The organism is Burkholderia arboris (assembly GCF_902499125.1).
Taxonomy (GTDB): Bacteria; Pseudomonadota; Gammaproteobacteria; order Burkholderiales; family Burkholderiaceae; genus Burkholderia; species Burkholderia arboris.
The window spans coordinates 1-14,518 of the sequence record NZ_CABVPX010000023.1 but is presented as its reverse complement, the minus strand read 5'-3'; the positions used below and the strand labels follow the sequence as shown (position 1 = coordinate 14,518).

General features: G+C 65.7%; 14 protein-coding genes. 8 read left to right on the top strand and 6 right to left on the bottom strand.

All coding sequences use genetic code 11. The annotated features are described in order from the left end of the window. Positions 1–7: 7 nt before the first annotated feature. Complete coding sequence (locus tag BLA15945_RS25095; RefSeq protein ID WP_174993624.1) at positions 8–775, bottom strand: 3-hydroxyacyl-CoA dehydrogenase; 768 nt, start codon at positions 773–775, stop codon at positions 8–10. Positions 776–788: 13 nt separating this feature from the next. Then, positions 789–2,456 carry an acyl-CoA synthetase gene (locus BLA15945_RS25090; RefSeq protein ID WP_174993623.1) on the bottom strand — a complete coding sequence of 556 codons (1,668 nt, stop codon included), beginning with the start codon at positions 2,454–2,456 and terminating at the stop codon, positions 789–791. 144 nt (positions 2,457–2,600) lie between these two features. On the opposite strand from BLA15945_RS25090, the gene BLA15945_RS25085 reads away from it, so the two are divergent. After that, positions 2,601–3,605 carry an AraC family transcriptional regulator gene (locus tag BLA15945_RS25085; protein ID WP_174993622.1) on the top strand — a complete coding sequence of 335 codons (1,005 nt, stop codon included), beginning with the start codon at positions 2,601–2,603 and terminating at the stop codon, positions 3,603–3,605. Positions 3,606–3,782: 177 nt separating this feature from the next. Here the strand turns inward: BLA15945_RS25085 and BLA15945_RS25080 are convergent, their stop codons facing one another. The 3 genes from BLA15945_RS25080 to BLA15945_RS25070 form a co-directional block, all read right to left on the bottom strand. Continuing rightward, positions 3,783–5,180, bottom strand: coding sequence for a purine-cytosine permease family protein (locus tag BLA15945_RS25080; protein ID WP_174993621.1), 1,398 nt, complete (start codon positions 5,178–5,180; stop codon positions 3,783–3,785). Between the two features lie 233 nt (positions 5,181–5,413). Further along, complete coding sequence (locus BLA15945_RS25075) at positions 5,414–6,805, bottom strand: aspartate aminotransferase family protein (protein ID WP_174993620.1); 1,392 nt, start codon at positions 6,803–6,805, stop codon at positions 5,414–5,416. Between the two features lie 81 nt (positions 6,806–6,886). Beyond that, complete coding sequence (locus BLA15945_RS25070) at positions 6,887–8,392, bottom strand: aldehyde dehydrogenase (protein WP_174993619.1); 1,506 nt, start codon at positions 8,390–8,392, stop codon at positions 6,887–6,889. Between the two features lie 383 nt (positions 8,393–8,775). On the opposite strand from BLA15945_RS25070, the gene BLA15945_RS25065 reads away from it, so the two are divergent. After that, a complete protein-coding gene (locus tag BLA15945_RS25065) occupies positions 8,776–9,375 on the top strand; it encodes a hypothetical protein (RefSeq protein WP_174993618.1) in 600 nt (199 codons plus the stop codon). A gap of 62 nt (positions 9,376–9,437) precedes the next feature. Then, entirely contained in the window at positions 9,438–9,809 is a 372-nt protein-coding gene (locus BLA15945_RS25060) for a nuclear transport factor 2 family protein (RefSeq protein WP_059241049.1), read from the top strand. A 259-nt stretch (positions 9,810–10,068) separates the two neighbouring features. On the opposite strand, the gene BLA15945_RS25055 is transcribed toward BLA15945_RS25060, so the two are convergent. Beyond that, positions 10,069–11,898, bottom strand: a complete 1,830-nt coding sequence (locus tag BLA15945_RS25055) for a methyl-accepting chemotaxis protein (RefSeq protein ID WP_174993617.1) — start codon at positions 11,896–11,898, stop codon at positions 10,069–10,071. Positions 11,899–12,171: 273 nt separating this feature from the next. Here BLA15945_RS25055 and BLA15945_RS25050 point away from each other — a divergent pair, with 273 nt between their 5' ends. The 5 genes from BLA15945_RS25050 to BLA15945_RS25030 form a co-directional block, all read left to right on the top strand. After that, the gene (locus BLA15945_RS25050) at positions 12,172–12,753 is read left to right on the top strand and encodes an RNA polymerase sigma factor (RefSeq protein WP_174993616.1); all 582 of its coding nucleotides are present in this window, start codon (positions 12,172–12,174) and stop codon (positions 12,751–12,753) included. 12 nt (positions 12,754–12,765) lie between these two features. Then, positions 12,766–13,074: a hypothetical protein gene (locus tag BLA15945_RS25045; RefSeq protein ID WP_059241051.1), complete on the top strand. Its 309-nt coding sequence runs from the start codon at positions 12,766–12,768 to the stop codon at positions 13,072–13,074. A gap of 2 nt (positions 13,075–13,076) precedes the next feature. Beyond that, a complete protein-coding gene (locus tag BLA15945_RS25040) occupies positions 13,077–13,373 on the top strand; it encodes a 4Fe-4S dicluster domain-containing protein (protein ID WP_081052077.1) in 297 nt (98 codons plus the stop codon). A 102-nt stretch (positions 13,374–13,475) separates the two neighbouring features. Then, positions 13,476–14,192 carry an O-methyltransferase gene (locus BLA15945_RS25035; protein WP_174993615.1) on the top strand — a complete coding sequence of 239 codons (717 nt, stop codon included), beginning with the start codon at positions 13,476–13,478 and terminating at the stop codon, positions 14,190–14,192. Positions 14,193–14,288: 96 nt separating this feature from the next. Beyond that, positions 14,289–14,518 (top strand): hypothetical protein (locus tag BLA15945_RS25030; RefSeq protein WP_217468167.1); only part of this gene is annotated, 230 nt, incomplete at its 3' end.

Sequence of the window (14,518 nt, the reverse complement as noted above, 5' to 3'; positions counted from 1 at the left end):
TCCAGTGTCAGCGCGGTGCCATGCGCAACGCGCCATCGAGACGGATGACTTCGCCGTTCAGCATCGTGTTTTCGGCGATGTGGCGCACCAGCGCCGCAAATTCTTCCGGGCGGCCGAGCCGCGGCGGGAACGGCACGCTCTTGCCGAGCGCGTCCTGCACGTCCTGCGGCATGCCGGCCATCATCGGCGTCGCGAAGATGCCCGGCGCGACCGTCACGACGCGAATGCCGAAGCGCGCGAGTTCGCGCGCAACCGGCAGCGTCATGCCCACCACGCCGCTCTTCGATGCAGCATACGCCGCCTGCCCGATCTGCCCGTCGAACGCGGCGACCGATGCGGTGTTGACGATCACGCCGCGCTCGCCTTCCGCGTCGGCGTCCTGCTTCGACATCGCTTCGGCGGCCAGCCGGATCATGTTGAACGTGCCGACCAGATTGATCGATACCGCACGTGCGAAACGCTCGAGCGAGTGCGGGCCGTCGCGGCCGACCACCTTCTCGCCCGGCGCGACGCCCGCGCAATTGACGAGCGCGTCGATACGGCCGAATGCATCGCGCGCGGCGGCGACGGCCGCCTGGCCATCGGCTTCGCTCGTCACGTCGGTCTTCACGAAACGCGCGGCCGCACCGAGTTCGTTCGCGAGGCTCGCGCCCGCATCGTCATTGACGTCCAGCAGCACGGCCTTGCCGCCTTGCTCGACGACCATGCGCGCCACCGCGGCGCCAAGGCCCGAACCGGCGCCCGTAATCAGAAAAACGCGATCCTTGATATTCATTCGCAGTCCATATTCAGGGTTGAGCGGCCTTCTCGGCTTCCATCTTGCGCAGCACGAAGCGCTGGATCTTGCCGCTCGGGGTTTTCGGCAGCGCGTCGACGAAGTCGATCGCGCGTGGATAGGCGTGAGCGGACAGCCGCCGCTTCACATGCAGGCTCAGTTCCTCGGCCAGTTCAGGCGTACCGTCGAAGCCTTTCGACAGTACGACGAACGCCTTCACGATTTCCGTGCGCTCCGGATCGGGCACGCCGATCACGGCCGCTTCGCTGACGGCCGGATGCTCGATCAGCGCGCTTTCCACGTCGAACGGGCCGATCCGGTAGCCAGACGACGTGATCACGTCGTCCGCGCGGCCGATGAAGCTCACGGTGCCGTCCGGCTCCAGTTCGACGTTGTCGCCCGTCCGGTAATAGCCACCCGCGATCGCCGGCGTGTCCTGCTGCCAGTAGCCGCGGAACCACAGCAGCGGCGAGCGCGCGATGTCGATCGCGAGGTTGCCGGGCTCGCCGGGGCCGAGCTCGCGGCCCGCTTCGTCGAGCACCGCGACCCGGTAGCCCGGCATCGCGAAGCCGGCGGAACCGACATGCACCACGTGTGCGAGACCGTGATGGTTGTTCACGACCATCCCGAGCTCGGTCTGGCCGTAGTGATCGTAAATCGGCGCACCGAGCGCCGCGTCGAACCAGCGCACGACCTCCGGATTCAGCGGTTCGCCCGCGCTGCTCACCACGCGCAGCTTGCCCTTCACGCGCGCCGCCGCTTCCGGTCCGGCGGCCATCAGCATCCGGTACGCGGTCGGCGAGCCGGCCAGGCTCGTGATGCCGAGCCGTTCGATCACGTCGTACGTGCTGTCGACCGTGAAGCTGCCTTCGTAGAGCGTCGTCGCATGGCCGAGCACCAGCGGGCCCGTGATCGCGTAGTAGAGGCCGTACGCCCAGCCCGGATCGGCGATGTTCCAGAACCGGTCGCCCGCGCGCAGGTCGACCGCGTCGCGCGTGTACGCACCGAACGCGAGCAGCGCGTACAGCGGCACCGGCACGCCCTTCGGCAAACCCGTCGTGCCCGACGTCGACATCATCATGAACAGGTCCGACCCCTTGCGCAGCACCGGTTCGAACGTGTCGGACTGCGCGTCGAGCGCCGCGCGGAAATCGATGTCGCGCTCCGGCAGCGTGTCGCCCGGTTCGCGCACCGTCGCGACCGGCGGGCAATCGGCGATCTCGTCGAGCTTCGCGCGATTCGCGACATTGGTCACGACGAGGCGCGCATCGCTCATGCGCAACCGGTGCTCGATCGCCTTCGGGCCGAACGCGGTGAACAGCGGCTGGTAGACGGCGCCCGCGCGCCACGTGCCGAGGATCGTCGCGACAAGCTCCGGCGTGCGCGGCAGCAGGCCGGCCACCACGTCGCCCGGCTTCACGCCCTGCGCGACGAGCAGGTTCGCCACGCGGGCCGACAACGCCTGCATCTGCGCGAACGTGAAGCGGTGGTGCTGCCCGCCGATATCGATCCAGTCCAGCGCGACCGCGCCCGCCGTCGCGTGCCGGTCGCAGCATTCGACGCACGCGTTCAGGCCGCGCTCCAGGTCGCCGTGCAGTTGCGCGGCGGCGGTCTCGATACTGAACCGGGCCACGGCGTCGGCGTAGGCCGGCACCGCCCGGGCGGTAGCTCCATCAGGCATGCGTGTCTCCTGTGCGTTATGACCGCCGGCGAGCCAGGGGCGCGACGGGGATACATCGATAGTAGACAGCCCGTACATTGCAATCAATGACAAACAGAATCTAGAATCGTGATCGCTTTTGCCATGTCGGGAGGATGCAGGAAAATGGGGCCGCAGATGATTTCGCCGGATTTCGTCGACGATGCGCTCGCGAGCCTGCGCCGGCAGCACATCGCGACGGCGCCTGTGCTGCGCGCCGCCGGCCTGCCGGCCGCCGTGCGCGAGCCCGTCACGCCGCTGCAGTACGGCCGGCTGTGGCTGGCGATCGCCGGCGTGCTCGACGACGAATTCTTCGGGCTCGCCGCGCGCCCGATGCGGCGCGGCAGCTTCACGCTGCTGTGCCACGCGGTGCTGCACGCCGGTACGCTCGAGCAGGCGCTGCGGCGCGCGCTGCAGTTCCTGCGCGTGGTGCTCGACGAGCCGCACGGCGCGCTCGTCGTGGCCGACGGGCAGGCGCAGATCGTGCTGACGCAATCGGGCGCGCCATATCCGGCGTTCGCGTACCGGACCTTCTGGCTGATCCTGCTCGGTGTCGCGTGCTGGCTGACCGGCCGGCGCATCCCGCTGCAGCGCATCGATTTCGCTTGCCCGAGCCCCGATCAGCGCAGCGACTATCACCAGTTCTTCGGCGTGCCCGTGCATTTCGACCGGCCCGACAGCCGGCTCGCGTTCAATGCCGCGTATCTCGCGCTGCCGACGATCCGTTCCGAGCAGGCGCTGAAAACGTTCCTGCGCGGCGCGCCCGGCAACCTGCTGGTCCGCTACCGGCACGATACGGGCTGGGTCGCGAAGACACGCGCGCACCTGAAGGCCTTGCCTGCCGCCGAGTGGCCCGACTTCGACACGCTGGCCGTGCGCCTCGGCACGACGCCAGCGACATTGCGGCGACGCTTGCGCAGCGAAGGGCAAAGCTTCGCGGCGATCAAGGACGAGTTGCGCGGCGCGCTGGCCCAGTCGCTGCTGCGCGGGCACGCGCTCAGCGTCGCGGAGATCGCGGTCGAACTCGGCTTCACCGAGCCGAGCGCGTTTCATCGCGCGTTCCGCAAGTGGACGGGCACGAGCCCCGGCGCATTCCGGCGTGACGTGCATGCGGCTGAGGTGGAGCCTTGAAGCGCGTGCGGTTGAACCGGGACGCGTGCGAAAGTCGCGGGGCGCCCGTCCCGCGACGCCGATACGCCGCGAACATCTGCGAGGTTCGCACCGGCAAGCTCGGCCATGACCTCGGGCGTGAAGCGCCTGCGGACGTTCGTGCCATAACGTCACGCAGGCGCCGACACCACGAAGCGCTCAGTCGGCGCTCGCCGCGACACCCTGCAACGGCCGCGAGAACAGCCTGCAACCCGCGTAGTAGACGAGCGATGTCAGCGACAGGCCGACGATCCACGACACGTCCGCACCGCCAAGCCGGCTCGCCAGTTCGCCCGTATAGAGGTCGGTCGCCATGAACGGCGCCTGCGCGACGATGCCGATGAAATACGACCCGACGGCGATCGTGTTGAAGCGTCCGTAGATCCCGCCGTCCTGCCGGAAGAACGAATCGACGTCGTACTCGCCGTGACACACGAGGTAGTAATCGACGAGGTTGATCGCGGTCCACGGCACGAGCACGTACAGCAGCAGCAGGATGAAGTTCGTGTAGCCGGCGAGGAAATTGTCCTGTCCGAACAGCGCGATCGCGAGCGCGATGCCGCACAGGACGATCGCGGTGATCGCGCGCGCCCGCGCCTTGCCCGACCACGACGGGAAGAGCGTCTGCAGCACGGTGATGGCCGACAGCGCGCCACAATACAGCTCCATCGCGTTGCTGGCCGCGATGCCGAACGACAGCACGACGATCACGAGCACGCTGATGCCTTGCGTGAGGCCCGTGAGGCCGCTCACGACGTTGCCGTCGGGCGTCGCGAGGCCGACCAGGCAGCCGAGCAGCATCGGGAAGAACGAGCCGAGCACGCAGCCCCAGTAGCTCGACCAGAACGCGCTGCGCGGCCCCGTGTCGGGCGGCAGGTAGCGCGAATAGTCCGACACGTAGGGCGCATACGCGATCTGCCACAGCGCGGCGACCGACATCGCACCGAGAAAACCGGACAGGTTCAGCGAATGCTTCGAGAACGTATCGCCCGGCAATCCGTGCACGAAGATGATCCACACGAATGCGAGCACGAGCACGCTGCCCGAGCACCAGCTCAGCAGTCGCGCATACGCGTGGATCAGCTTGTAGCCGTAGATCGACCCGAGCAGGCTGATCAGCCCGATCACGACGACGCCCGCATCGAGCGGAATAGCCGGGCTCAGGCTGTGCAGCGCCTGCCCGCCGAACACGCAGTTCGACGCGAAGAAGCCGACATACATCACGACGACCAGCGCGACCACCAGCAGAGCGCCAAACGACCCGAACTGCCCCCGTGTCTGAATCATCTGCGGCACGCCAAGCTGCGGCCCCTGCGCGGAATGCAGCGCCATGAACACTGCGCCGATCAGGCTGCCGGTGAGTGTGGCCAGCGCGGCCCACCAGAACGGCTGCTTGAACACCGTCGTCGCGAGCGATCCGGTGACGATCGTCAGCATCATGATGTTCGACCCGAACCAGATCGTGAACAGGTCCTTCGCGCTGCCGTGCCGCTCGGTCAGCGGAATCGGCTGGATGGTGCTTTCCTCGAGATGAGCAATGGACTCGCCCTGACTCATTTCGTCTCCTTGTCTATGTCGTGATGTGTGTCGGCTCGCGGGCGGCGATGTTTTCTGCATTCCTCATTAATTGAAACAAGATGAAACGGCATCTCACCGAATCACCGCCCTTGATACCCGAACTTCCGTGCCCCTGACTGCCGCTCCGAATACCGCACGAAGTCGACCAATCTCGGTCGCGATACGCGCTCCCGTCCGTCAATCACCGGAACGAAAGCGCGCCGCTCAACCCGTCAGCAGCCGATCCCCAGCACTTCGCGCGCGGTTGCATCCACCGCCTTGCGCATCGTGCCGACCAGTTCGTCGATCTGCGCGTGATCGATCACCAGCGGTGGCGCGACGATCAGGCGCCCGTTCGTCGAACGCACGATCGCACCGAGTTCGAAGCCGACGGTCCGGCTGTGCCAGGTCAGGTCCGCTTCGTTCGCGAAGCGCTCGCGCGTCGCCTTGTTCTTCGCGAACTGGATCGCGCCGACCGCCCCCGCGCCCTGGATCTCGCCGACGAGCGGATGACCGTCGAACGCGTCGCGCAGCGCCTTCTGCAGATACGGGCCCGTATCGGTCTTCGTCCGCTCGACGAGCCCGTCGCGCTCGAGCACGTCGAGGTTCGCCAATGCGACCGCAGCCGCGACCGGGTGCCCCGAATAGGTCAGCCCGTGCGCATAGACGCCGCCCTTGTCGACCAGCGCATCGCCGACGCGCCGACTCATGATCAGGCCGCCCATCGGCACATAGCCCGACGTCAGCCCCTTGGCCATGCAGATCAGGTCAGGCTCGAAGCCGAAGTGACGATGCGCGAACCACTCGCCGGTGCGGCCGAAGCCGCCGATCACTTCGTCCGCGCAGAGCAGCACGTTGTACTGGCGGCAAATGCGCTCGATCTCCTGCCAGTAGCCGTCCGGCGGAAAAATCATCCCGCCGGCGCCCTGGAATGGCTCCGCGACAAACGCGGCGACGCGGTCCGCGCCGATCTCGAGAATCTTGCGCTCGAGCGACAGCGCCGCCTGCTTGCCGAACGCCTCGGGGCTCAGGTCGCCGCCGTTCGCGTACCAGTAAGGTTCGTCGACGTGCGTGACGTTCGGAATCGGCAGGTCGCCCATTTCATGCATGAACGCCATGCCGCCCAGCGATGCGCTGCCGACCGTCGACCCGTGATAACCGTTCACGCGCCCGATCAGCACCTTCTTCTCGGGCTTGCCCATCACGTCCCAGAAGCGCCGCACCGTGCGGATCAGCACTTCATTCGATTCGGAACCCGAATTGGTATACACGACGTGGCTGAAGCGATTGCCGAGCAGCGCGAACAGCCGCTCCGACAGCTCGATCACCGACGGGTGCGTCGTATGAAAGAACATGTTGTAGTAGGACAGTTCCCTCATCTGCCGCGCGGCGGCATCGATCAACTCCGGGCGGCCATAGCCGACGTTGGTGCACCACAGCCCGGACATGCCGTCCAGATAGCGGTTGCCGTCGTTATCCCATAGATATACACCTTCGCCGCGTACCATCACGCGCGCGCCCTCTTCGTTCAGCGCCTTCTGGTCGACGAATGCATGCAGGTGATGCGCGGCGTCGCTGCGTTGATAGTCCTGCGTCGTACGATGCGGAAAGTTGGGCGCATTCATGAGCGAGTCTCCGGTTCGTTGTATGGATGAAAATCGTTGACGTGCAGCGCGGTGCGGCCGCCAGCGGCCCACCGCATCGAATCAGTAGCTGATCCAGGTCGTCTTGAGTCCCGTGTACTTGTCGATCGCGTGCAGCGACAGGTCGCGGCCGAAGCCCGACTGGCGGAACCCGCCGAACGGCGTTTGCGCGCTCAGCGCATCGACCGTGTTGACGGACACCGTGCCGGCGCGCAGCCGGCCCGCTACGCGATGCGCACGCGACAGGCTGCCGGTCCACACCGACGCGGCAAGGCCGTAAATCGAGTCATTCGCGAGCCGCACGGCCTCGTCCTCGGTATCGAACGCCATCACCGACAGCACGGGCCCGAAGATCTCCTCGCGTGCGATCGCGTCGCCAGGCATCACGTCGATGAAGATCGTCGGCTCGATGAAGTAGCCCTTGCCGTCGACACGCGGTGCGCCGCCGCCGATCGCGAGTGTCGCGCTGTCGCGGCCGCGCGCGATCCACTCACACACGCGCCGGTGCTGCTGCTCGTCGACGATCGCGCCCATCCCGCTCGCCGGGTCGAGCGGATCGCCCGGCATGAACGCGGCCGCATGCGAGATCAGCCGGTCGACGAACGCGTCGTGGATCGAGCGCTGGACCAGCAGCCGCGAGTTCGCGGAACACACTTCGCCCTGGTTGAAGAAGATGCCGAAGCACGCCTTGCGGGCGGCGAGGTCGAGATCGTCCGTATCGTCGAACACGAGGTTCGGGCTCTTGCCGCCGCATTCGAGCCACACCTGCTTCATGTTCGACTGCGCGGCGTATTCGAGGAATTTCTTGCCGACGGCCGTCGATCCCGTGAACGCGAGAACGTCGACGTCGGGATGCAGCCCGAGCGCGCGCCCTGCGGTCTCGCCGTAGCCCGGCACGACATTCAGCACGCCGGGCGGCAGGCCGGCCTCGAGCGCCAGTTCCGCGAGACGCAGCGCGGACAGCGGCGATTGCTCCGCTGGCTTCAGCACGATGCTGTTGCCGGCCGCGAGCGCCGGCGCCACCTTCCACGCGACCATGTCGAGCGGAAAATTCCACGGCACGACCGCGCCGACCACACCGAGCGGTTCACGCGTGACGACCGCGAGGTTGCCGGGGTCGGTCGACGCGACTTCACCATGCAGTTTGTCGACCGCTTCCCCGTACCAGCTGAACAGGCCGCCGGCGGCCGGCACGTCGATGCTGAACGCGTCTGCGACGCGCTTGCCCATGTTGAGCGAATCGAGCAGCGCGAGTTCCTCTCCATGCGCGGCGATGAGCTCACCGAAGCGGCACATCACGCGCTTGCGCTCGGCCGGTGCGCAGCGCGACCAGACACCGGACTCGAACGCGTTGCGTGCGGCGCGCACCGCGTCATCGACATCCGGCGCGTCGCACGATGCGACCTCCGCGATGACGGCCTCGGTCGCCGGATTGATCGCGGCGAACGTCCGGCCGCTGCGCGCCGGCACGCTGTGGCCGCCGATATGGGCGAGCGTTCCCGGGACGACCTGCGCCGCGAGACGTCTCCAGTCCGCGTGCTGATGGTGTTCTGCTGAAGTTGGGTTCATTCAAGACTCCGTTGTGACGACCAGGCGCGTGTGCATTGTTGTCCGCCTGGGTTCGACCCGGCGACAGTGCCGGCGGGCACGGCCGACTTTCATGTCAGCCGTGATGCGCAGCCGTCGTCCGGTTGGCAAACTGTCGGTCAACAAAAAGAGATTTGAAAGAACAGTTTTTCTTCTCACTGAAGAGGTTATTTCTATTCATTTGACTGTCGTGCAGTGGGTTTTCCTGTCACCGCGCCGTCCCGGTGCCGTTTGTTGGTGTCCGCGCGCATCGGCTTTCCGCTGCGATTCAACGTCCTGCGCGCGGCGATACGCGATGCGCACGACGTTGCGCCCCGATCCGTCAGACCACATACTGGTCGGCCAGTCCGAACGAGGTTACGTCGATGGTGGGTGTCGATCAGGGTGCCGCTTCGGTCTTTGGCGTGATCGGAACGGCCGTGTCCTTGCTGGCGGCCATTCCGTACGCGCTCGCGATCTACCGGCGCACCGTTCGCCCGCATCTGTTCACGTGGCTCGTGTGGTCGGTCGTCACGGCGATCGCGGCTGTCGGCCAGTTCGTGGCCGGCGCGGGACCGTCCGCATGGTGCACGGCGGCGATTGCCGTCACGTGTTTCCTGACGCTGGTCGCCAGCCTGTTTCGCGGCGAACGCGGCTGGACGGCCGTCGACTGGTTGTTTCTGTGCGCGGCGCTGTCGGCCATTCCGCTGTGGGTGCTGACCGACGATCCGACGGTCTCGATCTGTCTGGTCACGCTGATCGAGCTTGCGGGTCTCGGCCCGACCGTGCGCAAGACGATTCGCGATCCGTGGAGCGAGAGCCTCACCTATTTCGCGCTGTGCGTGCTCAAGTACGCGCTGGCGTTGCTGGCACTGAGTACGTGGAGTGTGGCGGTCGCGTTCTATCCGGCCGTCAACCTCCTCGCGTCGATCGGCATCTGCATGGTGATGCTGGTGCGGCGTCAAACGTTGTCGAACGCGCGCTAGACACGATCCGTCACCACGGTGTGCCCAACCGCGCCCCTTCCGGAATGATGCGAGGCCCTGACATGGATGCAATCCGTACAGTCGTCGAACCTTTTGAAGCCGCGCTGCGCGCGGCGATGCTGGCCAACGATGTCGAAACGCTCGACGCATTGCTCGACGACGCGCTGGTATTCACCGTTCCGACCGGGCAGGTCATCTCGAAGGCGGACGATCTGGCCGCGCATCGCGCGAAGCTGCTGCGTCTGGAGAAACTCGACGTCCACGACATGCGCGCATGCGCGATCGACGAGATGATCCTGACCACGACGAGGGCGACCCTCGCCGGCCATTTCGACGGCGCGGCGTTCGACGGCACGTTTGCCTATACGCGCCTCTGGCGCCGCGCGGGCACCGGCTGGCGCGTCGTTGCCGGGCATGCATCGCAGGTCATGTAGATTGCGCCGGATTCCGTCTGTCCGGACAGCCGCGTGCGCGTGACTTTCCCATTCAGCGCGCACCACCGGGAACAGGCGCCGGCCGCTCTCGATATCGCTGCGTCGCGGGATCGATGGACGGCTACCCGTCGCGGGTCACGTCCATTTCGGCCTGTCGATGGAGGCGGTGCCGCCTCTGCGTGCGCCAGCCGCGCCGGCACGCGTGAGGGATGCCACGCCCGCCCATCCAGCAGACGAGCGTGGCCGGTGTCGCGCGTCGTCAAACAGGCTGCATCGTCGATGCGCGCCTGTCCTCGAGCTTGAACTCGCCGACCGTCTGCGCGAGTTTGGCGGCCTGCTCGCGCAGCAACGTCGCCGCGGCCGCCGACTGCTCGACGAGCGCCGCATTCTGCTGGGTCGCATTGTCGAGATGCGACACGGCCTGATTCACCTGCTCGAGCCCGGTGCTCTGCTCCTTCGCTGCGACGGTCATTTCGGCGATCACGCCCGTGATGCCGCGCACGCCCTCGACGATTTCATCCATCGTCGCGCCGGCCGTCTGGACGAGTCCGGAGCCCCCCTCGATCTTCTCGACCGACGAGTGGATCAACTGCTTGATCTCCTTGGCGGCCTGCGCGCTGCGCTGCGCGAGTGCACGCACCTCGCCCGCGACGACCGCAAAGCCGCGGCCATGCTCGTTCGCACGTGCTGCCTCGACGGCGGCATTCAACGCGAGAATGTTGGTCTGGAACGCGATGCCGTCGATCACGCCGACGATGTTGGCGATCTCGCCGGACGCCTGCGTAATGTCGTTCATCGTCGAGACGACCTCGCTCACGACCGAGCCGCCGCGCAGCGCGACATTCGACGCGGATTCCGCCAGACGGCTCACCTGGCTTGCGGCATCGGCCGAATTGCGGGCCGTGCCGGCGATTTCCTCGAGTGCAGCGGCCGTTTCCTGCAGGCTCGACGCCGCATGTTCGGTCCGGCTCGACAGATCCTGGTTGCCCTGGGCGATCTCGGCGCTCGCAAGGTTGACCGATGCGCTGAATTCGCGAATCTGCAGCAGGATCGTGCTGATCTTTTCGGCGAACAGGTTGAACGCATGCGCGATCTGCGCGGCTTCGTCCGTGCCGTCGGCAGGCAGGCGTTTCGTCAGGTCGCCGCTGCCGCTCGAGACGTCCGTGAGCGCATCGCGAACCAGCAGAATGCGTTTGAAGGCCGCGTTCGTCATCGCGCCGACGAGCGCCGCGGCGATGACGGCGACGATCAGGATCGCCGCCAGCGTCGTCGTCGCGACCGCACGCATACCGGCCGTCACGTCAGCCTTGTCGAGCGCGAGCACCAGCGACCAGTCCGTGCCGGCGATCGGTTGTGCGCGCATCAGCTTGGTGGCCCCGTCGATGTCGACCGCGACGGGGGCGGACGCCGTTTGCAGCGCGCCGAGGTGATCGGCGTCGAGCGCAGGCGACAAGCCGGTCGCAGGCCTCATGATCAGGTCGGTCTTGGCCGACGCGATCACGCGCCCGCTCTTGTCCACCAGGAACGCGAAGCTCGCCGGTGTCGGGTGAACGGAGGTGACAATCGCGCTTACGCTCTCCATGAACAGGCTGGCGGCGAGCACGCCCTTCACGGTGCCGTCTCGCACCACGGGCACCGCGAACGCAACAGCCGGCTTGCCGGTCGTCGCATCACGGTAGAGCGCCGTCACGACCAGCTGGCCCGCGCTGACGGCTTGCTTGTACCAGGGCCGTGCGGTCGGGTCGTAGCCGGGCGCGAGCGGAACATTCGAGAAGGCGGTCTTGTCCGGCAGTCCAAGCGTCAGCACCTCGAAGCCGCCCGACTTGCCGAGCAGCTTCAACGCCGGCAGCGGGTCGCCCTCGCCGATGGCGATCGTATCGGCCAGTGCCTGGGTTTCCCGTCCCCTGCTGGCCACCCATTCGTTGATCGCCAGCGCGTGACCGGCGAGGATCGACTTGTGATTCTGGTCGATGGTCTCGTCGTTGTGGTTCTTGACGACGCAATAGACCAGCCCCCCCGTCACAGCCAGCGCCGTGACCACGATGGCGACGCAGGTCGCGAGTATCCGAGCACGAATCGAGGACAGCATGATGACTTCGATCTCCGTTACTACGTTATTTGAATGGGGTCGCCGAAGGCCGGCAACGTCCTGTTTAACGACAGCGCCTGCGGGAACTTAAGGCCTGACTGGCCAGACCAGTTCACACAAGAGATCGGCGGGGGGCGAAAACGGAAGGGGACGGCTTGATTCGGCAGGGCCGGACGACCGTGCCGGCTGCCCGTGGCGCATAGCGGGAATGCGTGCTGCAGCAGATTTTCACAGGCGCCACAATATTCGGGCGCCTGAAACGTCTTCAGAGGCATGGAATCGCCACCCACTTCGCACATGATGACCGACCCAGACCGCGACATCACAGCGACAGTGATGCGTGAACGAACGAGGCTCGTGAATTTCATCCGGCGTCGAATACGCGACCCGGACGACGCCGAGGACATCCTGCAGGATGTGTTTCACGAATTCGTGCAAGCGTATCGACTGCCTGCGCCAATCGAACAGGCAAGCGCGTGGCTTTTCCGTACCGCGCGCAACCGCATCATCGATCGCTTTCGCAAGAAGAAGGAGCAGCCGCTGACCGACCTGCTCGAGGCCGAGGACGAAGCGGGCAGCGAGTATCGCCTGGACCTCGCGCTACCGGCACACGATGCCGGCCCCGAAGCGCTCTACGCTCGCACGCTCGTGCTCAAGGCCTTGCAGGATGCGCTCGACGAGTTGCCATCGAATCAGCGTGAGGTTTTCATCGCGCATGAACTCGAGGGGCAGTCCTTCAAGGAAATGGCCGCGCAAAGCGGCATCGCGCTCAATACCCTGCTCGCGCGCAAACGCTATGCAGTCTTGCATCTGCGCGCGCGGCTGCAGCCCATTTATGACGAACTGGATCTCTAAAGGAGTCGGCGAATGAATTTTCGAATCAGATGTGCGGGCAAAGCAGTGCTCGTGGTGATCGCCATAGGCGTGCTCGGATGGGTCGTCATGATGCTGTGGAACTGGGTGATTCCGGCGCTATTCGTCGGTGCCCGTACGATCGACTTCGCCCGTGCGCTGGGCCTGCTCGTGTTGAGCCGCATTCTGTTCGGCGGATTCCGCGGACACCGCGGCTGGCACGGCCGGCGCCACTGGCGCAAATGGGAATCCATGACCCCGGAAGAACGCGAGCGTTTTCGGGCCGCATGGCGATCGGGCAGCAACCCGCGCACGGGAGAGTGAACATGCGCGAGAAATCAACGGGCGACTGCAAACAGAAGCCGGGGGTGATCGCGCCGGTCGTCGATCTGAAACGTTGCGAAGGCAAGGGGGATTGCGTCACCGTCTGCCCTGAGAACGTGTTCGAGATCCGGCGCATCGATCAGGCCGATTACCTCGGCCTCGGTCTGATGCATCGCCTGAAACAGCGCGTGCATGGCATGAAAGTCGCCTACACGCCGAATGCGCACGCCTGCCGGTCATGCGGGCTTTGTGTGACGGCGTGTCCTGAACGCGCCATCACGCTCGCCCGAAGGACCTAGCATCACCCGGGTTCGTCGATGACGGAACCGCAGCGCAGGAAGCCTGACGGAGAGGCAGCCGCCGGATATGTCGTCGACTTCAATAATCTATTAGGAATGCAAATGGCTTCATCCACCATCGATCTGCTGCAACGGCTTCATGAAGAGAGCCGAGCCGAAATCATCGCCCGCGCACGCGCGCAGTTCCAGGGATCGAACGAAGCGTTCCTGACGCTCGGCGACGAATACGAGGCGCTGGCCCCCCGGCTGCGGGGACGATTTCTCGACATGATCGGGCTGTCCAGCGAAGACTTCGGGTCCCCGGAAGGCAGCCCGCTGTCGTTAGCCGTGTCGGCGGAAACAGGAAGATTCCTGCACAACATGGTGCTCTCGCAACGGCCGGCCAGAATCCTCGAGCTCGGCAGTTCCCGCGGCGTGTCCACGCTGTATTTCGCCGAGGCACTGCGCACGTTGGGTCGGGGCGTGGTCGTCGCAACCGAACGCGATGCGCTCAAGTGCGCACATCTGCGCGCTCACGTCGACACAGCGGGCCTGGACGCCTATGTCGATATGCGGGAGGGCGACGTATTCGAAACCGTTGCCGCACTGGACGGCATTTTCGACTTGGTATTCATCGACGTGTGGGCCGACGCCTATGTCGCCGTATTCAAGCAGATCGAGCGTCTGCTGCGCCCGGGATCGATCGTACTTGCCGACAACATGTACACGGCTGAGGACGCCGCTCGACCGTACAAGCGCTATCTCGACGACGATCCGCGGTTTTCGACCACGACACTGGAATTTGAATCGGGAGTTGAATTTACGGTCGTCGTTTCTTGAGCCGGGATGTCGTCGAGGGATTGGTTTTGCGGGAATGCCATTTACCGCAGCCAAGCCTGGGCATCAGCTCGACGCGGCGCGCCGAAAGGCAGATGGATGATGCAGGGAGTTTTTCGGCAGAAATCCGGATTTGTCGATCATCGTCGGCAAACGTCGCTCATCATCGGCTATCACGACGTCTCAGCTGAGCGCGTCGACCTTGGCAGGACGTCGGCTAACGGTGCGCTGGTGCAGCCCATCGACGAACGTACCGGGGATTTCAGAGGTGCTGGCGGTGGATCGCGAAGACAGCAGATACCTGAGAGGACACCAGCTTCGATAGTACC